The sequence below is a fragment of the Tepidanaerobacter sp. EBM-49 genome (genome assembly GCF_001896645.1).
GTDB lineage: Bacteria > Bacillota > Thermosediminibacteria > Thermosediminibacterales > Tepidanaerobacteraceae > Tepidanaerobacter > Tepidanaerobacter syntrophicus.
The window spans coordinates 62,417-82,720 of record NZ_MPPE01000025.1 but is presented as its reverse complement, the minus strand read 5'-3'; the positions used below and the strand labels follow the sequence as shown (position 1 = coordinate 82,720).

Annotated in this window: 22 protein-coding genes and 1 riboswitch; of the genes, 4 read left to right on the top strand and 18 right to left on the bottom strand. The window is 39.7% G+C overall.

The window, feature by feature from the left end; translation table 11 throughout:
• From BUE08_RS04190 to BUE08_RS04180, 3 genes are read right to left on the bottom strand one after another with little or no spacing between them, the layout of a single operon-like run.
• Entirely contained in the window at positions 1-1,212 is a 1,212-nt protein-coding gene (locus BUE08_RS04190; RefSeq protein ID WP_059032641.1) for an NAD(P)-dependent malic enzyme, read from the bottom strand.
• A gap of 11 nt (positions 1,213-1,223) precedes the next feature.
• The gene (locus tag BUE08_RS04185) at positions 1,224-1,781 is read right to left on the bottom strand and encodes a Fe-S-containing hydro-lyase (RefSeq protein ID WP_059032642.1); all 558 of its coding nucleotides are present in this window, start codon (positions 1,779-1,781) and stop codon (positions 1,224-1,226) included.
• A 14-nt stretch (positions 1,782-1,795) separates the two neighbouring features.
• Positions 1,796-2,641, bottom strand: coding sequence for a fumarate hydratase (locus tag BUE08_RS04180; RefSeq protein WP_059032643.1), 846 nt, complete (start codon positions 2,639-2,641; stop codon positions 1,796-1,798).
• A 223-nt stretch (positions 2,642-2,864) separates the two neighbouring features.
• On the opposite strand from BUE08_RS04180, the gene BUE08_RS04175 reads away from it, so the two are divergent.
• From BUE08_RS04175 to BUE08_RS04165, 3 genes are read left to right on the top strand one after another with little or no spacing between them, the layout of a single operon-like run.
• On the top strand, positions 2,865-4,763 hold the full coding sequence (locus tag BUE08_RS04175; RefSeq protein ID WP_286680397.1) for an ABC-F family ATP-binding cassette domain-containing protein: 1,899 nt from the start codon (positions 2,865-2,867) through the stop codon (positions 4,761-4,763).
• 35 nt (positions 4,764-4,798) lie between these two features.
• Complete coding sequence (tsaD, locus tag BUE08_RS04170; RefSeq protein WP_353682081.1) at positions 4,799-5,785, top strand: tRNA (adenosine(37)-N6)-threonylcarbamoyltransferase complex transferase subunit TsaD; 987 nt, start codon at positions 4,799-4,801, stop codon at positions 5,783-5,785.
• A 23-nt stretch (positions 5,786-5,808) separates the two neighbouring features.
• The gene (locus BUE08_RS04165) at positions 5,809-6,282 is read left to right on the top strand and encodes an acyltransferase (RefSeq protein WP_213951453.1); all 474 of its coding nucleotides are present in this window, start codon (positions 5,809-5,811) and stop codon (positions 6,280-6,282) included.
• Here the strand turns inward: BUE08_RS04165 and rimI are convergent.
• The 12 genes from rimI to acpS all read right to left on the bottom strand — a co-directional run bounded on the left by rimI (position 6,274) and on the right by acpS (position 15,869).
• Entirely contained in the window at positions 6,274-6,738 is a 465-nt protein-coding gene (gene rimI / locus BUE08_RS04160) for a ribosomal protein S18-alanine N-acetyltransferase (protein ID WP_059032647.1), read from the bottom strand. The genes BUE08_RS04165 and rimI overlap by 9 nt on opposite strands.
• Positions 6,716-7,444, bottom strand: coding sequence for a tRNA (adenosine(37)-N6)-threonylcarbamoyltransferase complex dimerization subunit type 1 TsaB (gene tsaB / locus BUE08_RS04155; protein WP_286680395.1), 729 nt, complete (start codon positions 7,442-7,444; stop codon positions 6,716-6,718). The genes rimI and tsaB overlap by 23 nt, the downstream gene beginning before the upstream one ends.
• Positions 7,441-7,920, bottom strand: a complete 480-nt coding sequence (gene tsaE, locus BUE08_RS04150; RefSeq protein ID WP_083497675.1) for a tRNA (adenosine(37)-N6)-threonylcarbamoyltransferase complex ATPase subunit type 1 TsaE — start codon at positions 7,918-7,920, stop codon at positions 7,441-7,443. The genes tsaB and tsaE overlap by 4 nt, the downstream gene beginning before the upstream one ends.
• 10 nt (positions 7,921-7,930) lie before the next feature.
• Positions 7,931-9,088, bottom strand: a complete 1,158-nt coding sequence (locus tag BUE08_RS04145) for an amidohydrolase (RefSeq protein WP_059032649.1) — start codon at positions 9,086-9,088, stop codon at positions 7,931-7,933.
• A gap of 25 nt (positions 9,089-9,113) precedes the next feature.
• Complete coding sequence (locus BUE08_RS04140) at positions 9,114-9,932, bottom strand: M55 family metallopeptidase (protein ID WP_059032650.1); 819 nt, start codon at positions 9,930-9,932, stop codon at positions 9,114-9,116.
• 25 nt (positions 9,933-9,957) lie between these two features.
• A complete protein-coding gene (locus BUE08_RS04135; protein WP_238142651.1) occupies positions 9,958-10,677 on the bottom strand; it encodes a gamma-glutamyl-gamma-aminobutyrate hydrolase family protein in 720 nt (239 codons plus the stop codon).
• A 20-nt stretch (positions 10,678-10,697) separates the two neighbouring features.
• The gene (locus tag BUE08_RS04130; protein ID WP_059032651.1) at positions 10,698-11,897 is read right to left on the bottom strand and encodes an HD-GYP domain-containing protein; all 1,200 of its coding nucleotides are present in this window, start codon (positions 11,895-11,897) and stop codon (positions 10,698-10,700) included.
• Between the two features lie 96 nt (positions 11,898-11,993).
• Positions 11,994-12,377: a type II toxin-antitoxin system PemK/MazF family toxin gene (locus BUE08_RS04125; RefSeq protein WP_083497676.1), complete on the bottom strand. Its 384-nt coding sequence runs from the start codon at positions 12,375-12,377 to the stop codon at positions 11,994-11,996.
• A complete protein-coding gene (locus tag BUE08_RS04120) occupies positions 12,349-12,624 on the bottom strand; it encodes a CopG family ribbon-helix-helix protein (protein ID WP_059032653.1) in 276 nt (91 codons plus the stop codon). The genes BUE08_RS04125 and BUE08_RS04120 overlap by 29 nt, the downstream gene beginning before the upstream one ends.
• Positions 12,625-12,738: 114 nt before the next feature.
• Complete coding sequence (gene alr, locus BUE08_RS04115) at positions 12,739-13,923, bottom strand: alanine racemase (protein WP_059032654.1); 1,185 nt, start codon at positions 13,921-13,923, stop codon at positions 12,739-12,741.
• Positions 13,916-15,499, bottom strand: coding sequence for a bifunctional ADP-dependent NAD(P)H-hydrate dehydratase/NAD(P)H-hydrate epimerase (locus tag BUE08_RS04110; protein ID WP_059032655.1), 1,584 nt, complete (start codon positions 15,497-15,499; stop codon positions 13,916-13,918). The genes alr and BUE08_RS04110 overlap by 8 nt, the downstream gene beginning before the upstream one ends.
• Positions 15,438-15,869: a holo-ACP synthase gene (acpS, locus tag BUE08_RS04105; protein ID WP_059032656.1), complete on the bottom strand. Its 432-nt coding sequence runs from the start codon at positions 15,867-15,869 to the stop codon at positions 15,438-15,440. Before acpS ends, BUE08_RS04110 begins: the two co-directional genes overlap by 62 nt.
• A gap of 193 nt (positions 15,870-16,062) precedes the next feature.
• On the opposite strand from acpS, the gene BUE08_RS04100 reads away from it, so the two are divergent.
• On the top strand, positions 16,063-16,503 hold the full coding sequence (locus BUE08_RS04100) for an Hsp20/alpha crystallin family protein (protein WP_059032657.1): 441 nt from the start codon (positions 16,063-16,065) through the stop codon (positions 16,501-16,503).
• A 75-nt stretch (positions 16,504-16,578) separates the two neighbouring features.
• Here the strand turns inward: BUE08_RS04100 and ilvA are convergent, their stop codons facing one another.
• The 3 genes from ilvA to BUE08_RS04085 all read right to left on the bottom strand — a co-directional run bounded on the left by ilvA (position 16,579) and on the right by BUE08_RS04085 (position 20,261).
• A complete protein-coding gene (ilvA, locus tag BUE08_RS04095; RefSeq protein ID WP_083497677.1) occupies positions 16,579-17,793 on the bottom strand; it encodes a threonine ammonia-lyase in 1,215 nt (404 codons plus the stop codon).
• Between the two features lie 199 nt (positions 17,794-17,992).
• Positions 17,993-18,637, bottom strand: coding sequence for an energy-coupled thiamine transporter ThiT (thiT, locus tag BUE08_RS04090; RefSeq protein WP_059032658.1), 645 nt, complete (start codon positions 18,635-18,637; stop codon positions 17,993-17,995).
• Positions 18,638-18,725: 88 nt separating this feature from the next.
• Positions 18,726-18,827: riboswitch (TPP riboswitch) on the bottom strand.
• A 63-nt stretch (positions 18,828-18,890) separates the two neighbouring features.
• A complete protein-coding gene (locus BUE08_RS04085; protein WP_213951456.1) occupies positions 18,891-20,261 on the bottom strand; it encodes a GlmL-related ornithine degradation protein in 1,371 nt (456 codons plus the stop codon).
• Positions 20,262-20,304: the final 43 nt, after the last annotated feature.

The window sequence follows — 20,304 nt, the reverse complement described above, 5'->3', positions numbered from 1 at the left end:
TTATTTCAGCATTAATTCCTTTAGCTTTTCAGCATCAATTTCTACCCTTGCCACTTTAGAGTTCATAGCTGCCTTTGCAACTTCATAGGCCACATTCGCGGCTACTCGCTTATCAAAGGCTCCCGGAATGCAATAATCCGGTGATAGCTCATCAGGAGAAATAAGTGACGCTATGGCATGGGCTGCCGCAATTTTCATTTCTTCGTTTATATCCGATGCCCTAACTTCTAAAGCGCCGCGGAAGATGCCGGGAAAGGCCAGCACGTTGTTTATCTGATTTGGAAAGTCTGAGCGGCCAGTGCCTATAACCTTTGCTCCGGCTGCTTTAGCCTCGTCCGGATATATTTCAGGCACAGGGTTTGCAAGAGCAAATACTATCGCATCTTTTCCCATCTTTTCTATCATTTCCTTTGTAACGGTTCCGGGGCCAGAAACTCCGACAAATATATCGCTTCCCTTTAAGGAGTCTGCGATAGTTCCTTTAATATTCTCTTTATTTGTCACATTTGCTAATTCTTGCTTACTTTCATTTAGGTTTTCCCTTCCCCTGTAAATTACCCCCTTGCTGTCGCACACAATTACATCGGCAACGCCTGCCGAAAGCAGAAGTTTTGTAATAGCAACCCCTGCGGCACCTGCTCCGCTTATAACAACCTTAACGTCCTTTATATCCTTATTTACTATTTTAAGTGCATTTATGGCAGCTGCAAGCACCACTACGGCAGTGCCATGTTGATCATCGTGAAATACAGGAATATCCAGTTCTTGTTTTAGTCTCTTTTCAACCTCAAAACATCTTGGAGCTGAAATATCCTCCAGATTGATTCCGCCGAAGGTCGGCGCTATGCGCTTAACTGTTTCCACGATTTCATCCACATCTTGAGTAGCAAGACAGATAGGAAATGCATCTACCCCTCCAAAATTCTTAAAAAGTACGGCTTTTCCTTCCATAACAGGCATACCTGCGGCAGCTCCGATATTGCCTAAGCCCAATACCGCTGAACCGTCTGTGACAACTGCAATCATACGGCCTTTTGCCGTATACTCATATATTAAATCCGGATTTTCTTTTATCTTCTTGCACGGTTCTGCTACACCCGGCGTATATGCAAGGCTTAGATCCTTTGCATCTTTTAAGGGAACCTTGCTAATTACCTCAATTTTCCCCTTGTTTTTTGCATGCAATTCAAGTGCTTCTTTTGTTAAATCCATATAAAGGCCTCCTATTGAATTTTGTATTTTTGGGGTTCGCTTTCATAAAGGTTGTTCCCCAACGAATCTATTACAACTATCGCCGGAAAGTCTTCCACATAGAATTTATGTATAGCTTCCGGCCCTAAATCCTCATAGCATACAATTTCTGCTTTTTTAATGCTTTTTGAAATTAACGCCGCAGCACCGCCTACAGCTGCAAAATAGACTGCGCCGTATGTCTTCATTGCATCAATTACTTCTTTTGATCTTACTCCTTTGCCAATCATTCCCTTTAAACCTAGTTTCAAAAGAGGCGGAGTATAGGGATCCATTCTGTAGCTTGTAGTAGGCCCTGCCGGTCCCACTGCATAACCGGGTTTTGCCGGCGCAGGGCCAACATAGTAGATAATTTGATTTTTTACTTCAAAAGGAAGCTCTTTCCCGGAATTTATCAGCTCTATCAGCCGCTTATGCGCAGCATCTCTCCCTGTGTAAATTATGCCGTTGATAAGTACGTTATCGCCAGCCTTAAGTTCTCTTACTTTTTCATCGTTTAAAGGCGCCTGTATCTTGATTGTCTCTGTCATGTTTATCCCACCCCCTATATTATCCTTTGTGCATGCCTTGCCGCATGACAGCAAATATTTACAGCTACAGGCAAGCCTGCTATATGTGTGGGAAATTGCTCGATATTTACAGCAAGAGCTGTTGTTCTGCCTCCCAGGCCTGCCGGTCCAACACCGGATTTATTGATTTCGTTTAAAATTTCAGCTTCCAACTCTGCGTATCTTTTATCCGGATTATGCTCGCCTACAGGTCTTGCGGTAGCTTTCTTAGCCAAGATTGCTGCAACTTCCATAGTCCCTCCGATACCTGCTCCAACTACAATCGGCGGGCAGGGATTCGGGCCTGCTTCTACCGCCGCAGTTACAATGAAGTTTTTAACGCCCTCTACTCCGTCTGCAGGTTTTAGCATCTTTATTCTGCTCATGTTTTCGCTGCCAAAACCCTTTGGGGTAACCAAAATACTTATCTTGTCCCCCGGAACAATTTTCAAATGAATTATTGCAGGTATATTGTATTTTGTATTCACACGATCAAACAAAGGATCATCTACTACCGATTTACGAAGATATCCTTCTGTATACGCCTGCTTTACTCCCTCATTGATAGCATCATTAAAATCACCGTCAATAATTGCAACTTCCTGACCAAGTTCTACGAATACAACCGCCATTCCTGTATCTTGGCAAATGGCTATTTTTTCTTCTGCTGCTATTTTATCATTTTTTATAATCTGTTCAATAACTGATTTTCCGATAGGCGACTCCTCTTTCTCATACTGAGCTTTTAATTTGCTTAAGACATCATCTCCGATTAAGTAATTTGCTTGCAAAAATAACTCTTTTACCGTTTGCTCGATTGTCCTTACGCTTACCTGTCGCAATTTAACAACTTCACTCCTTCGTAACATGTATTATAAAAAATACTTGCCTGTTATATTTATTTCTATTTATTTAACAAAATTCCTTCTTTTCATCTTAATATTTATCGATAATTATGACTCATTATGGCTGCTTTACTTTCTTTATTTGATTTTTTAGCCCCATTGTTGTAGAATTTACCTAGTTTCCCGCTTTTTCAATATGAAGATATAATTGGTGATGTATATGACAATATTAAGTGTTTCAAATTTAAATAAAAGTTTTGGAGATACCATCGTTCTCGAAAACATTAGTTTTTCAATTGAAGAAAATGACAGAATAGGGCTAATAGGATTAAACGGCACCGGAAAATCAACTTTGCTGAAAATCCTCGTTGGAAGCATGCCTTATGACAGTGGTAATATTTATATAGATAAAAATATCAAAATAGGTTATCTTGCCCAGGATACCGGTCTTGAAGGTTATAAGACTATAGGCGAGGCTCTTTCCTCTGTTTTTTTAAAACAAAAAGAACAAGAGGATGAACTGCACAGATTAGAAAATTTGATGGCTTCACCCAAAATTTATGAAGACGAAGATCGCTTAGAAGATTTAATGCATCAGTACTCTATGCTTTTTGAGGAATTTAAGGAAAATGGAGGCTTTGAAATTGAAAGCCGTATACGAGGAGTATTAAAAGGTCTTGGTTTTACAGATGAAGATTTGGAAATTTCGAGCCTTAGCGGTGGTCAAAAGACCCGCCTTGCTTTAGGGCGAATTTTACTGGAGTCTCCGGATCTTCTGCTTCTCGACGAGCCTACTAATTATTTGGATTTAGAATCTCTTCAGTGGTTGGAGGGTTTCTTGAAAAATTACCCAAAAGCATTCATGATTGTATCTCACGACAGATACTTCTTAGACAATACTGTAAAGAAAATTTTTGAGTTGGAAAATAATACTATCACATTATACAACGGAAATTACTCTGAATTTGTAGACAAAAAACAGGCTTTAGCAAGAATCCATGAAAAGCAAGAAAAAATTCGTCAAAAAGAGATTCAAAAGCTTGAAGAGAACATACAAACTTTTATCTCCCATAGGAATTATATCCAGGCTGAGAATCGAAAAAGAAGGCTGGAAGAATTACTGCCAAAGTCTATGTCCGGCAGGAGCAGCGCTCCTGCTGTTCGCTTACGATTTGATATGCAGGATTCCAGCGGCAAAGAGGTGCTTAGAATTGAAAACTTAGGTTTTTCTTATGGCGACAAAAACATATTAAAGAATGTCAATTTAAAAGTCTTTCGAGGGGAGCGCATAGGCATAATCGGACCGAACGGCATAGGAAAGACTACATTTTTAAAGATACTTGCCGGTCAGCTTGAGCCCCAGGAAGGTTTTGTAAATTTCGGCCATCAGGTAGAGCCTGTGTATTTCGAGCAGGAGCAACAAGATTTTTCTTCTAAATCAACAGTGCTAGATGAAATGTGGAATGCTGCCCCCGGCCTTAGTCTTACTGAAATCAGGACTTTTTTGGCAGGTCTGTTGTTTTTCCAAGACGACATAGAAAAAACCGTCGATGTGCTAAGCGGTGGAGAAAAGAGCAGGCTTTCTCTTGGAAGGGTAATTCTTCAAGGAGCAAATCTTCTTTTACTTGACGAACCTACAAACCATCTTGACATAATTTCAAAAGAGAATTTAGAAGAAGCTTTAAAAAGCTTTAAGGGGACTATAATCGCAGTATCTCATGACAGATACTTTTTATCTAAAATTGCAACTCGAATCTGGGAATTTTCTGATGGTAATATTATAGATTTTGATGGTTCTTTCAGTTACTACCTGGAAAAGAAAAATGAAACTGCTAAAACTGAAGTTGCGTCCGAGAACAAAGAAAGCAAAACCGTAATTCAAAAAATCAAACTTCGCAAGAGGCAGGAACGGGAAAAAAAGAGGCAAGAAGAACTTGCAATAAAAGAACTGGAAGAAAACATTTTAAAAAAAGAAGAGGAATTGGAAGAACTGGAACATATGTTGTGCCAGCCGGAGGTATACAGTAACCCTGAAAATTCTCAAAAGGTTAATAAGGCATATAACCAAGTAATTTATGATTTGGAGCAACTATATGATGAGCTTGACAGGCTGGCTTAGAAGGAGCGATTTTTTTGAAAAAAGACATTATCGCAATGGGCATTGAAACATCTTGCGACGAAACTTCGGTTTCTATAGTAAAAAACGGCAGAAAAATCCTATCGAACACTATATTTTCTCAAATCAAACAGCATCAAAGATTTGGCGGTGTGGTGCCTGAAATCGCCTCCAGACAACATCTCGAAGCCATGGCTCACGTTGCGGAACAATCGCTGAAAGAGGCCGATATAAGTTTTAAAGATGTGGATTTGGTGGCAGTAACCCATGGACCGGGTCTTATAGGTGCCTTGCTGGTGGGGGTTTCTTATGCTAAAGGAGTGGCTTATGCTTTAAATAAGCCTTTAGTGGGAGTAAATCATATAGAGGGGCATATTTTCGCAAACTTTTTGGAGAATAACTTTGCTCCGCCATTTTTGTGCCTGGTTGTCTCAGGAGGTCATTCTCATTTAGTATATATTAATGATTACGGAGATTATGAAGTAATGGGAAGAACTATAGACGATGCAGCAGGAGAAGCTTTTGACAAGATAGCCAGAGCCTTTGGCTTAGGTTACCCCGGCGGGCCGGCTATTGAAGAAGCCGCAAAAAGCGGAAATGAAACAGCCATATCTTTTCCTGTGGCCCATATAGAAGAAAACGACCTTTCTTTTAGTTTTAGCGGTCTAAAATCTGCTGTTCTAAATTATTTGAACCATCAAAAGCAAAAAGGTGAACCTATAGTTGTGGAAGATGTGGCTGCCAGTTTTCAAAAGGCAGTAGTTGACGCCCTTGTAGAAAATACATTAAAGGCGGCTCAGCTAAAAGACGTTAGAGAAATTGCCTTAGCAGGCGGGGTAGCATCTAATCACAAGCTGCGGAATGAATTAACAAAAAGAGCGGGGGATAATTTTAGAATTCATTTTCCACCGCCTATCCTCTGCACTGACAACGCGGCAATGATTGCTTGCGCCGGATATTACCAATATTTAAGAGGAGCAAAACATGATCTTTCTTTAAATGCTTATGCTAACTTGAGTTTATAGACAGGATGTAAGGAGAGATTAAAATGCGAAGGGTTGAAAGGCACAAGGCAGGATCTGTCAATTCTCTGTGGTTTTGGTATAAAACAGTAAATCCTTTAAAGGCAGTATACAACTTTATCTTAATTTATATTGCAAGGTTTGTGCCTTTTCTTCCTCTTAAAAATTTTATGTACAGACTCACCGGAATGAAGGTAGGAAAGAATGTATCCATAGGTCTTATGGCAATGTTTGACATATTTTTCCCTGAACTTATAGAAATCGGAGACAATACGATAATCGGCTATAATTCTACGATACTTGCTCATGAATACATGGTAAAAGAATGGGGAAAGGGAAGGGTTGTTATAGGGAAGAATGTGACAATAGGTGCAAATGTCACAATACTCGCCGGCATTATTGTCGGCGATGATGCTACTGTTTCTGCCTGTTCGCTGGTTAATAAAGATGTGCCTTGCGGAGCTTTTGTTGGAGGGGTGCCGATAAAGCCTCTAAAGTGAGTCCTTCCACATTATAACTGCATCCTCGCCATCGTCTATATAATAGCCTCTTCGGATTCCGATTGGCTCGAAGCCAAGTTTGGAATATAGGTTTTGAGCTATATAATTGCTCTTGCGCACTTCTAAGGTCATTTTATTAGCGCCTTCAGTTTTAGCTAGCGCCATAAGAGATCTCATCAGTGTTTCTCCTACTCCCTTACCTCTGTATTCCGGCAAAACTCCTATATTGGTTACATGGGCTTCGTCTAAGATTATCCACATTCCTGCATAACCTATAATTTTACCGTTATGCCTTGCGATAATATAGTGTGCAAACTGATTATCGGTAAGCTCACACATAAAGGAATAACGAGACCAGGGTGTCTTAAAGCAATGGCGCTCTACCTCCATCACTTCGTCTAAATCTTTTACTTTCATAGTCTCAATTGTAAAATCATCCTCGGCTCTTTGTTCCATAACGCTCCTCCTGCTTTTCTTCAGCGCTGGACTTTCTTATATAAAAAGGTTTTATGGAAAAACAAGTGTCTTTCTCACCTTGCGCATATCTATCTAATGCCGCTGCCGCTATTGATGAAGCGCGCGGCATAGAAAATGCGGGATTTGCAAAAATTATATCACAATCAGAGCCGCTGCAACAGACATTTAGTACTTCTTTTAATAAAAAAACGCCATCGCCTAAAACTGTCACTTTTTCTTTGAGCGAAAAAAGCTCTTGTACTAACAGATCTGCTTTAATAAGTCTATAGTCCCAAAGCCTGTTGAGCTTGCCTTCATCCCAACGGTAGAGTGATGTATAAACTTCTTTACGCTGCGCATTTATTATCGGGCAAATTAAGGTTTTTGAGCCAATTAAGTTATAGGAAAGACCATCAAGGGTATTTATGCCTATCATCGGTTTGTCCAGGGCATGGGCTATGCCCTGGGCGCAGGCCATGCCAATACGAATTCCGGTAAATGAGCCGGGCCCTTTGGCAACTCCGATTACATCCAGCTCTTCTGCAGTTGTCTCGGAATCTTTCAACACTTTATCGACAATCAGCATCATTTTTTCTGAATGCATTTTTTTATTATTCACAAGATACTCGGCAAACAGCTTTTCTTCGCTGAGAACAGCTGCTGCAGCAACAATTGAGGATGAATCGATTCCGAGAACTTTTGTCATTTATTTCCAACTCCTGAACAATTTTTCAGTTCTTCAATAATACTATCATAATGAGCGCTTTTTGAGGCAAATTTTATTTTTCGCTTACTTTCTCCCGATACCTTAAAATCTACCCACAAGACATCTTCGGGCAGTATCTCCTTTACTTTGTCAGCCCATTCCATTACAATAACAAAGTCTTGCAGGTAGTCATAAAATCCTATATTTTCCAGTTCCTCCGGATTTTTTAGTCTGTACACATCCATGTGAGCTAAGCTAACACTTCCACCGTGATATTCATTTATGATGGTAAAAGTAGGACTGGTAACTTCCTCATCTATCCCTAAGCCTTTGGCAACTCCCTTTGTAAAAGCGGTCTTACCTGCGCCCAAATCTCCGGTCAACGCCAAAAAGTCCCCTTTTACCAGTAACTTTCCCACTAGAACTCCCAGTTTTTCTGTTTGCTCTATATTTTCGCTTTCAAAAACTATTTCCATTTATTAAAATTCAACTCTCTTTATATGCAATCTCGCCGCTTACCAATACACAGGAAGGTTTGGACTTGACTTCCAGGGGATGGCCATTCCAAATGACGATATCCGCATCTTTTCCCTTTTGAATACTGCCAAGTCTATCAGATACGCCAAGAATTTCGGCAGGGTTTATAGTTATGGCAGCAAGAGCATCCTTCTCTTCCATTCCCTCGCGGACTGCCATAGCAGCACAAATTCTAAGATACTGTATCGGTATTACCGGATGATCTGTCATTATGGCAACTTTTATGCCTTTCTTTGACAAAATGCCCGGTGTTTCAAATGTTAGATTTTCAAGTTCTATTTTTGAGCGAGATGAAAGGGATGGCCCGACTATTGCAGGGATACCAAAACTTGCAAACTCGTCAGCTATTAAATGGCCTTCTGTGCAATGTTCTATAACTATATCTGCATCAAACTCTTTTGCAATCCTTATAGCAGTCATAATATCATCTGCTCTGTGGGCATGTGCTCTCAGCGGTATTTTTTTGTCTAATACATCGCACAGCGCTTCCATTTTAAGGTCTCTTTCAACAAACTTTTCCGGATCGCTTTTTTCACGCTTTGTCTTGTAATTTTGCGCGCTTATTAAAGCTTCTCTAAGCAAGGCCGCGCTTGCCATTCTTGTGGAGGGCATTTTTTTCTGCTCGCCATAAACCCTTTTTGGGTTTTCCCCAAAGGCAATCTTTAATCCTGCCGGATTTCTCACAATCATATTATCGACAATTTTCCCATAGGTTTTTATGACAACAGACTGCCCACCGATAACATTGGCGCTGCCAGGCCCTGTAAAAGCCGCTGTAATGCCGCCTTTTACAGCATCATCAAAAGCTCTGTCTGCAGGATTTATTGCATCAATAGCCCTAAGTTGGGGGGTTATCGGATCTGTGCATTCGTTTCCGTCTTCTCCGGGTTCCCCAACAACTTCTTCATAAAGTCCGATATGACTGTGGGCATCTATAAAGCCGGGAAACACATACTCCCCTGCAGCATCAATTACTTGTGCGTTTTGAGGTGCTTTTAAATTCTCCCCCACTTCCGCTATTTTCCCATTATCAACAATTATGGTTCCGTTTTCAATAAATTTGCCTTCTATGTTGTTATATATTTTCCCATTTATAATAGCAATCATTCTTATTTTATCCTCCGTATATTATTCATTTTATACCGCCTGTTAATACCAGCATTGCTCTAAATACTTTAAAACTTTCCAAATAGTCCCTGCCGGTATAAACTACCGTCCTTGCACTTTTTCTTGTAACTCCAGGTATTAATTCGGTCATTGCCGCCATATCAGATATTGTAAAGGTAACTTCAAGCTCTACCGGCTCTTTTTCTACCGTAGGTTTAAGCTTTGGGATTTTTTTCATCGCCTCAGCGACACCTTCTTTTAATTTGGGTGCAACTTGGGTGAAGGGATGAATTATTGCCGCTGTCCGCCCTACTGACTTTTTAACAGCAACGCCTACCGGCTCAAAAAGCTCCTCTTTTGCACATCTTATTGCATTTTGGTCTCCTGATATAAACGCCACCGGAACATGATAGTAGCCAGCTACGCGGCCGTTTAAACCAGCCTCACTCAAGGGCTTTCCGTTTACTTTAGCTTCCAAAACCCGGAAAGTATATGTATGATCAATTATGGATTCACTGCTTCCCGCTCTGGCATGATATCCTACGAAAAAAACCGCATCGAAAGATTGGTCTATTCCTTCCATCATGCTAAGGGGTTTACGATCGCCGCTTATAAGGGATGCTCGCGAGTCAAGCTCTTCGATAAGAATGTTGTCCATGTTATTATGAGAGTCGTTGACAACAACCTCTTTTGCGCCATTGTCAAATGCTGCCTCTATAACTGCGTTTACTTCTTTTGTCATCATGAGTCTTGCTCTTTCATATTCGCTGTTTCCCGGCTCTGTCTGCTGCATGGAGACAACCCCGGAAATCCCTTCCATATCGGCAGAAATATAGATTTTCATAAAAAGTCCCCTTCCTCTTTTTAGGTTACCTTAAGGCTTCCGCCTTCTCTGCGGCCTCTATCAAAGCCTCAAACAAACTAAAAAATCTCGGCTCACAAAGCATTTCTTCCGGATGCCACTGAACTCCGACACAAAATCTATCTCTATCAATAGATTCTATAGCTTCAATAATTCCGTCCGGCGCTATCGCACAGATTTTGAAGCCCGGCGCAACCTCTTTTATGGCCTGGTGGTGAAAGCTGTTAACTCTTAGTTTCCTATGTCCAAACAAACGAAAAACTATAGAATCTTCTTCGCAAATTTCAATTTCATGGCTTTTATACCAGCGAGGAGCATCTTGCTCATGCTTTAATGGATTCTCTAGGTGAGCAGTCACGTCCTGAATCAGTGTTCCACCAAAAGCAACATTTAAAACTTGCATCCCCCGGCAGATACCTAATATCGGCTTTTTAAGCTCAAACATTTCCCTTGTTATCAATATTTCGGCGGTATCTCTGTCAGGGTCTATGTTCCCTAATTGAGGAATCGGCTTTTCGTTATAATGCATCGGATCTACATCAGGACCGCCCGACAAAACAATTCCATCTAATTTTTCGCTCAAATCTTTAAGTGCCGCTTCATTTCTAATCGGTGGTATGCATACAGGCAATCCGCCTGCCAGTTCAATAGTGCGAAAAAAATTTTCGTTGATTTTTGCCTGATTTTTGTTGTAATCATATGACATCGTAACACCTATTAATGCCACTTGGCAATCAGCCCCTTTCCTTAAAGAACGCCTACGGCAGCTTTTACTACAACAGGATCAAACTGGCTTCCGGCATTCCTTGCCAGCTCTTCCTTGGCTTCTCTTCTGCTTCTTGACTTTTGGTAAGGTCTTAGTGATGTCATGGCATCAAAAGAATCTGCTACAGCCATTATGCGAGCTCCCAGCGGGATATTTTCACCTCTTAAACCTTCCGGATAGCCAAAGCCATCGTACCTTTCGTGATGGCCTCCGGCAACTAACACTAAATCTTTTAGCTCACTTATCATACTGACAATTTCCATAGTATACACCGGATGCCTTTTCATCAGCTTAAACTCTTCGAGAGTTAAGGAAGACGGCTTATCTAAAATGCTCTTTGGTACTGCAACTTTACCGGCATCATGGAGATAAGCTGCAATTTCATATCTTTTAGCCGTTTTTTCTTCAATACCCATACCTTTTGCAATTTCATATGTATAAGACGCTACACGTTCCGAATGGCCTGCTGTATAGCTGTGCTTTGCGTCAATGACTTGAGCAAAAACTTTTGCGGCATTTTCAACATCAGTCTTACAGGACGAAAGGTCAACGGGAGGTAATTCCCTTACAACCTTTGGAAGTATTTCCGAAACTGCTTTTTCGCTGATTACTTTATCAAAAAAATCATCTTCTTCCAAGGTTGCAATCATCAATTCGTACATCAAATCAGAAAATTCACTACCTCTACGTCCCATTAATGCGGTTTTAATGCCATTGAAATCTAGCGGTGGTTTTACCCGCGCAAGCAGGTCAAAAGTATCTGCTATTCTTAATATTTGACCTCCTATATTTATGGCATTACCCTTTGCTCCATGGGGGTATCCGCTGCCGTCCCAGTACTCATGGTGATCCATAATCATATCAGCAGCTATAGACAGCGGCTCAATTTCTCTTATAACTTTGGCGCCTTTTTCCGGATGTTTTAAAAGTATAGGATTTTTAAAATGTTCCTTTTGATCTATATACCATGTAACATGATTTTCTAGTGATATTGCGCCTATATCATGTAAAAGACCCGCATAAAATATTTGAGTCCTATATTCAGGCAATATCTTCTGCGCCATCTTTTCTGCCAGGATACCAACTCTCCACCCATGGTAAAGTTTCCTATTTTCATCCAGATCCATCATTAAGGCCAGCGCCATCATCAGCTCCGTAAAAAACCGCGTCTTGATTTTCATACCATTCCTCCGGTGAAAGTATAGTCTATGTTTTGTTGTATTAAAATATGTAATTGATAACTCGCTGCCCTAATTTCTTTTTTAAATGATCAACCCTTATACTTCATCATCAAGCCCCAAACTTACTTTCAAAGCCTTATCAACTTTCTTCATTATCTCTTGATCTAATATAGTTATTTTTTGTTTCAATCTTCTCTTATCAATGGTACGCAGCTGTTCAAGCAAGATTACGGAATCTTTTTCAAGTCCGTAATCTTTGCTTGGCAGTTCAACATGTGTAGGCAATTTCGCCTTGTCTATTTGAGAAGTAATTGCAGCAATAATAACCGTGGGGCTGTATTTATTCCCCACGTCATTTTGCACAATTAATACCGGTCTTATGCCCCCTTGTTCGGAACCTACGACCGGATTTAAGTCCGCATAAAAAATTTCGCCACGCCTAACCAGCACATTATTCACACCCCGAAAGTCTTGTTTCATATATCACAAAATCCTTAAAATCCTCACATAATCCAATTTCCGCAAACTGCGCATTCAGCTCTGCCATTTGCAAATAGCCATTTTTCAATTGCTCTTTCATCAGGGATTTCTCCATTTCTTTTAAATACGATTTCATTGCATCGCATATAAAATCATTGCGATTTTTGTTCGCCAATGAGATAAAATAATCCGCTTCTTTCAATAAATTATCCGGCAAACTAATGACAATCTGCCTTAGTTCTGACATGATGATACCGGCACCCCCTGCTTATGCTTTAAAATAATGCCCAGGTACGTATCCATTATACATATTCTGGCACTGCCGTGTCAATCTTGTAGAAACACAGCCGCAATGACTGTTTTAGGATTTTAACAAAAAATTTTTGACCTTACTTACTTTTCCGCCGCTAATATACACCCTAGGTACTCGTTTTGAGATGCCACAAGTTATCTCATAGTTTATAGTGCCTATGATGTCTGCAAGATCCTCAGCCGAAATACTCTCATTACCGTAAGAACCTATTAGAATAACTTCATCCCCCTGCATCACCTCTTCTTTCACATCAGTTACATCTATCATGCATTGGTCCATACATATTCTTCCTACAATCGGCGCTCGCTGTCCATTTACAAGTACATGGGCTTTAGACGACAATAGCCTTGAATAACCATCTGCATATCCTATGGGTAATGTAGCTATAAGGCTCTGTCTCTGTGTAATATAGGTTCCGCCGTAGCTTATGGCTTTGCCCTTTGGAACAGATTTAACATGAGCAATCCTGGTTTTAAGGCTCATCACAGGTTTAAGCCTTACCTTTTCTCGGGGCACCTCTTTTGAAGGATACATACCATAAATTATGATGCCCGGCCTTACCATATCAAGATGAGTCTGGGGATAGCTTATTATAGCTGCGCTATTTGCCACATGTTTTATAGGAATCTTTAAGCTGTCATTCTCTATCGCATTTACAGCATTTGTAAAGCTTTGAAACTGCTGATAAGTGGCACTGCTGTCTTTTTCGTCCGCTTTTGCAAAATGTGTGAATATCCCCTCTACCTCAAGTCCTTGCAGTTTGCAAATTTCTTTTATTTGACCAATAGAAGCTTCATCGGTTTGAAAACCGATTCTGCTCATCCCTGTGTCAAGCTTTATGTGCACCTTGGCCTTTTTATTCTGCTTCAAAGCTTTTTCGGAAAGAATCTTCGCAGATTCTACATTATATATAGTTTGAGTAATATCATATTCTATTATTGTATCAAATTGAACAGATGGTGTAAAACCTAAAATTAGAATAGGGATTTTTATGCCCTTTTGTCTGAGCTCTACTGCTTCATCAAGAAATGCCACCGCAAGATAAGATGCTCCTGATGCAATGGCGACTTCAGCAACTTCAAAAGCTCCATGGCCGTATCCATCGGCTTTTACAACCGCACATAGCTTTGCATTTTGCGAGATGGCTTTTTTGATTTCAGCAAAATTGTAGCGCAGGTTATCTAGATCAATTTCAGCCCAAGTAGGCCTGATATTTAAAAGTTCGTCAGACATCTTGATGCTCCTTTTTGATTTTATAAAAAGCTTTATACAAATAGTTGATTATATCTCCCGCCGAAAGATATATTTCGGTTTTATCTAAAGCTGCAAAATCTCCAGCCAAGCCGTGCAAGTATACAGCCGATGCAGCCGCTTCATGAGGCTCCATGCCCCTTGCCAAAAAAGCTCCTATCATTCCAGAAAGCACATCTCCGCTGCCGCCTGTTGCCATACCGGGATTACCGGTAGGATTTATAAAGAGTTCATTGGAAGGTGTAGCTATAAGAGTCCTGGCCCCCTTCAGAACCGCAACACATCCGAATCTTTTTGCAGCAGTTCTCGCTGCGCCTATCCTGTCTTCTTGTATTTGGGCAGAGGTCATGTTTAAAAGCCGTCCCATTTCACCGGGGTGTGGTGTAATAATTACCGGCGCGCTAATATCTTTTAATATGTCCGGATTATCTGCTAGGGCATTTAAACCATCTGCATCGATGACTATAGGAACAGGGCATTTTAAGATAAATTGCTGCACAAATTTTTTGGTTTCATTTTTTTGTGAAATGCCCGGACCCAAAACAACAGCATTGCATGTTGAGGCAAATTCTATGGCTGTATTGAGGGCATCTAAGCTCAAGCAGCGATCAGATGTTTCAGCAAGGGGAAGTTTCATGGCTTCGGTAAGCTTTGTCTCTAAAATATCATCTAAACTTTTGGGAATGCCCACTGTAACAAGACCTGCTCCGCTTCTGACAGCGGCTGTTGCCGAAAGAGCTGCTGCTCCGGTCATGCCTTGCGAACCTGCAATAATAAAGACTTTTCCAAATGTTCCCTTATGGGCATCGGGCGGATAGGCCTTAAAACAGGATGCAACCCACTTGTCTTCTAAAAGTTCAGCTTCAGCTTCGATTGATTCCTCTACAATTTTAGGCATGCCAATATCGGCAATTTTAATATTGCCTGCGTATTCGGCGCCGGGATACAATAAGAGTCCTGTCTTTAAAGCACCCATAGTTACAGTTTCCTCAGCCTTTATAGCAGTGCCAAGAACTTTACCGCTTTCACCGGATATTCCAGAAGGTATGTCAACTGCAATCACAGGAATTTTGAGTGAATTTATTAATTCTATTACGTCGCGTGCTATGCCTTTAACTTCGCCTTTTAATCCTGTTCCGAATATAGCATCGATTATAATAGAAGATTCCTTTATTTTTTCTTCAATCGAGCTTAAATCTGAGGATTTACCGATGATTTCAATCGGAAGTTCCATTTCTTCTACAATTTTAAGATTTAGGCCGGCATCTCCTATGATATCTTCAGGATTTGCAATAAGATATATAGTTGTACCAAAACCCATGTTGGAAAGATGCCTTGCGGCTACAAATCCATCACCGCCATTATTTCCTTTACCGCAAAATACTGCGATTTTTGCTTTGTTTGCCGACATGCCACTATTTTTTCGCTCAAACAAATTTTTTGCGGCTAGCGCAACCTCTCTTCCGGCATTTTCCATTAATATCGCACCGGGAACTTTATATTCTTCTATTGCCATCTGGTCCATTTTTCTCATTGTAACAGGACTTACTACCTTCATCCACCGCACCTCCAAGGGCTACAGCAAAAGCTATGGCATATTCTCTGCTGTGAGAAATAGTAATGAGTATTTTTTCAAAACCCTTCGTTTTAAATATTTCAAAGGCCTTTCCATTTAGGATAATCATAGGCTTGCCTGATTCTTCGTTTAAGACTTCGATATCCTTCCATTTCATACCGGAAAAACCAGTACCTAAAGCCTTTGCCACAGCTTCTTTTGCAGCAAATTTGCCTGCAAGATGGGTATAGTAGCTTTTTTTTGCACTTATTTCAGTAAGCTCGCAAGCTGTAAAAAAGCGGTCCTCAAATTTCTTCCTTCTGCAGGCATTTTTTATTCTATTTATTTCAATTATGTCTACTCCAATTTCCATTTTGACCTCTTTTGATAAACATTTTAGAAAACAATGTGCCAAACATTGGGCACATAGTATTTTATTTCGATATTTGTCCTAAAAAACCTTTATAGTTTAAAAATTTAATACAAATTCATTGACCTTTTCTGACCTTTATGATATAATAGCGTTAAATTTCGAAGTTTAAAAATTTAGTGAGGAGGAGATTTTTATGCAAGACAGAGGTTTAATTCCTTGGAGACGGCGTAAACACTCACTTCCTGATTTGTTAGACTTGATGTTGGACACTGATGATTTTTCTGATTTTCTCGATGAGTTCGAGACAAGGTCTTTTAGAGTAGATGTAAAAGAAACCGACAAGGAATATATAGTTGAGGCAGATCTTCCCGGATGTGATAAGAACAACATAAATGTAAGTTATGATGACGGCGTTTTGACAATTGCCGCAAGCTATGAAGAAACCGCAGAAGAAAAAGATAAGAATTATATTCGTCGTGAGCGCCGGCGCGGTAATTTCTCAAGATCTCTCTCAATCCCTGAAGACGTTAAGGCTGATGAAATTAAAGCAAGTTTTAAGGATGGAGTTTTAAAAGTTACCTTGCCAAAATCAGGAGTGGCAAAATTAAGTGGAAAAGTAATAAACGTCGAATAAATATTTTATTAAGCTGTAATATATAAGATAATTGGGTTGGCTTTTTAGGCCAACCTTTTTTTCAAATTTATCCGTCTATAATATTACAAAACTATAATTGTCTAGTGATAAGAGTTCCTTTATTTCTTCAATGTGTTCTTCGCTCGTGGTTTCTAATTCCAGCTCAACTTTAGCATATCCTATTGGTATATCCCTACTTGAACGGTTGTGGGTAACTGATAGTACATTTGCTCCCGTATCCGCTAAGCGATTAAGCAATATGCCAAGTGTGCCGGGTCTGTCCGGTATAAGTGTATTAATAAAGACTTTTCTACCGCTTTTTACAAGGCCGCTGTCTATTATCCTTGACAACATATTAACATCTATATTTCCGCCGCTTAGCAATGCGACTATTTTTTTATCTTTTAACTGCCCCATCCTATTTAAAAGTGCTGCAACAGACGCAGCTCCAGCTCCTTCGGCAATTACTTTTGCACGTTCCATTAACAGCAAAATTGCATTTGCTATTTCGTCTTCATCAACTGTAACAATATTGTCTACATACCGCTTAACAATTTCAAAAGTAATTTTGCCCGGAGTCTTTACTGCAATTCCGTCTGCTATGGTAGGCATGCCATCTACCGTTGTTATACGATCTTTAAAAATCGACTCAGCCATTGATGGCATATTTTTACTCTGCACCCCTATTATTTTAATATCTGGTTTTATGCTTTTTGTTGCAACAGCTATACCGGATATAAGGCCGCCTCCTCCTACGGGAACAATAATAATATCCGTATCAGGCAAGTCTTCGAGAATTTCAATACCTATAGTCCCTTGTCCTGCTATCACTTCCGGATCGTCAAAGGGATGAATAAAAACGGCTCCTGTTTCTTCTTGGATTTCCCTTGCTTTTTCATAGGCTTCATCATATAAATGTCCGTGGAGTATAACTTCAGCTCCATAACCGCGGGTTGCCGCAATTTTTGACAAAGGCGCATGTTTAGGCATTACGATCGTTGCTTTTATTCCATAAGCTTTAGCAGCCATCGCAACTCCTTGAGCATGGTTTCCGGCGGAGGCAGCTATTACTCCCTTTTTCTTATACTTTTTAGGTAAATGAGCTATTTTATTAAATGCCCCTCTGATTTTAAATGAACCTGTTTTCTGCAGATTTTCCATTTTTAAATAAATAGAGTTTCCTGTCATCTCGCTAAAAGTGGTGTTATGTACCAATCCTGTATTGTACGCCACATTATTTAGAGTTTTTCTAGCCTCTTCAATATCATCTAAACCTATTATATTCTCCATGGCTACCACCTTTTTAAGTATCTACATGTTATATAAATATTTTAACTCATAACAGCAATTTATTCCAGAGTCTCATTGCTAATGTGTAAATCAAGACTTTTAAGTATTCTTTATATAGAAGCTTTTTAAAAATATAGCTGTGCATACAAAAACCGGCTGCAAATAGTCTACAATTATTGCAGCCGGTAAAAATAAAATCTTATTCGCTTTTTATAACTTGCCTTTTTAAGCTTTCAATTGTATTTCTTATTTGAGGAATCATTGCAACTAAAACACATATTAGAATGTTGGTCCCCAGCACTGTTCCATTTACAGCTATAGAATATAAAATAGGGCTCATACCTTCAGGTGCAAAAGATGCAAAGAATATAACGCCTGAAAGGAAGCTGGAAAATATCTGCCCTAAACCTCCTGCAATTATACCGAGAATCAAATTCTTACGGAAAAATCCGGCAATCCCCCAAGCTGCAAAAGCCAATATATAATCCAAAAATACTTGAAAAGGATGTAGGATGTAGGGGTCTTGAACAAGTTGTAAAAGACCATAAGTTGTTCCGGCTATAAATCCTGCAGCAGGTCCAAAAATATAAGCATAAATGAAAATAGGCAGCGGGCTCGCCAGCGTTATCGAACCTCCTTGAGGCCAACGATACAGCCGGATATAGGAAAGTATGAAGGCAACCGCAACGCAAAGACCTCCATATACCATAGCTCTCGTATCAAACTTCGCGTGTTTTCCTATCATTGAAATTATGATAACAAAAGCAACTATAGCCAGTAAAACAACCCATGTAAGCGGAGTTATTTCAGCAAAATCCTCAAACAAACCGGCAGCAAAATTCAAATAAACTCACCTCCTCCCCAAACAAAACTTTATGTCCGGAGAGTAGATGGCAAAAAGCCGCTACACAAGGTCAGCGGCTTACTATATTCAAATCCTAAAACCACTTTCCTACGCTAGTATTACCTAGAACAGGTTCAAGGGTCAGTGAATCACTCACTATCTCAGCTATCTTGCTCCCCTAGTGGACATAAACATATTTAATTTAATTAAACTATAACACAAAGCTAAGGAGATATCAAGTAAAACCGAAAAACTATATACAGAAATTTTCGTTAATACTTAAGTCCTTTTTAAGCAATATTATGCCTTCTGAAGAATAGCGAGAGCAGAGAACCCCTAATGAAGCCATTATATAATTGGAATCTATCAAAACCCTAGCGTTTTGAGTTGGAAGTAATTTTTCACTTTTTTCCGGGCAACGTAAACTTTCCAATATTTTCTTGCCTCTTGGTAATTTTGTAAGTGCGCCACCAGTCCCAATTATCCATTTTACTTTTGTAAGATCTTTGCCTGTTGCTATGGCATATTTGCCAGCAGGTCCAAAAAGATACTTTATTTTACCTGCATGACGTTCAAGTCCAGTTTTGCAAGCTATTTGTGTCAAATACTCTGCAAGTTTTATTTCTTGAGGAGTTGAGGGTATAGGCGGCAGTTTTTCTAGAGCTTCTTTAACATCAAATCCTAAAATTTTCGTAGATTTTTCATAGCCCATAATTTCCATTACATGATAACGGTTTATAAATATTCCTAAATCTCCTTCTACTGTTCTTTTTGCTTCCGGTTCAGGTGCTATTAATATTTTTGCTATTTCTTCTGAGTTTTCAGCTACAGAATGGACATCGGTAGTAGCTCCGCCTACATCGACAACCAATAAATCGCCTATTTCTTCTTTTAGAGCTTTAGCAGCATTCATAACTGCTCCGGGCGTCGGCATAATAGGCCCATCTACAAAAGTACGAATTTTTTCCATGCCTGGCGCCTTAATAATATGTTCTTCAAAAACTTGCTGTATAACCTTTCGAGCAGGTTCTACTACCAGTTCATCAATGTGAGGATAAACATTGTCAACAAAAAATATCTGATTTTTGCCTTTAAAAATTTCTTCTATCTCATCTCTAGCAGCTACATTCCCTGCATAAATTACAGGAATATCCATTTTAAGTTCTGTAATTTTTTTCGCATTATATATAGCTGTATCTTTTTCTCCATAGTCTACTCCGCCTGCAATCAATATTATATTGGGTTTTATCTCTGATATTTTTTTAAGATCGGCCAGTGTTAGCATTCCGGCAGTAACCATCCGAATAATGGCCCCCGCTCCAAGCGCTGCTTCTTTTGCCGCTTTAACTGTCATATCATATACAAGACCGTGCACCGTCATCTTTAAACCGCCGGCTGCACTGCTAGAAGCCATCATTTTCCCCCATTGAATCTTATCTTCCACTTGCTGTTCTAAATCTTTTATTGCATTTTCAAGGCCAATCGTTACATCTCCATCTTCTACAGTCGTCGGAGCAATTCCCTGTCCTAAAAATTCCGGACAGGAAGTGCGAATACCGTTAAAGGCATTGACTATTGTAGTAGTGCTTCCAATCTCCGCTACTAAAACATCTATATTCAACATATAAAAATCTCCTTAAAACTGAATAGAAAACTTTTTTAACAAC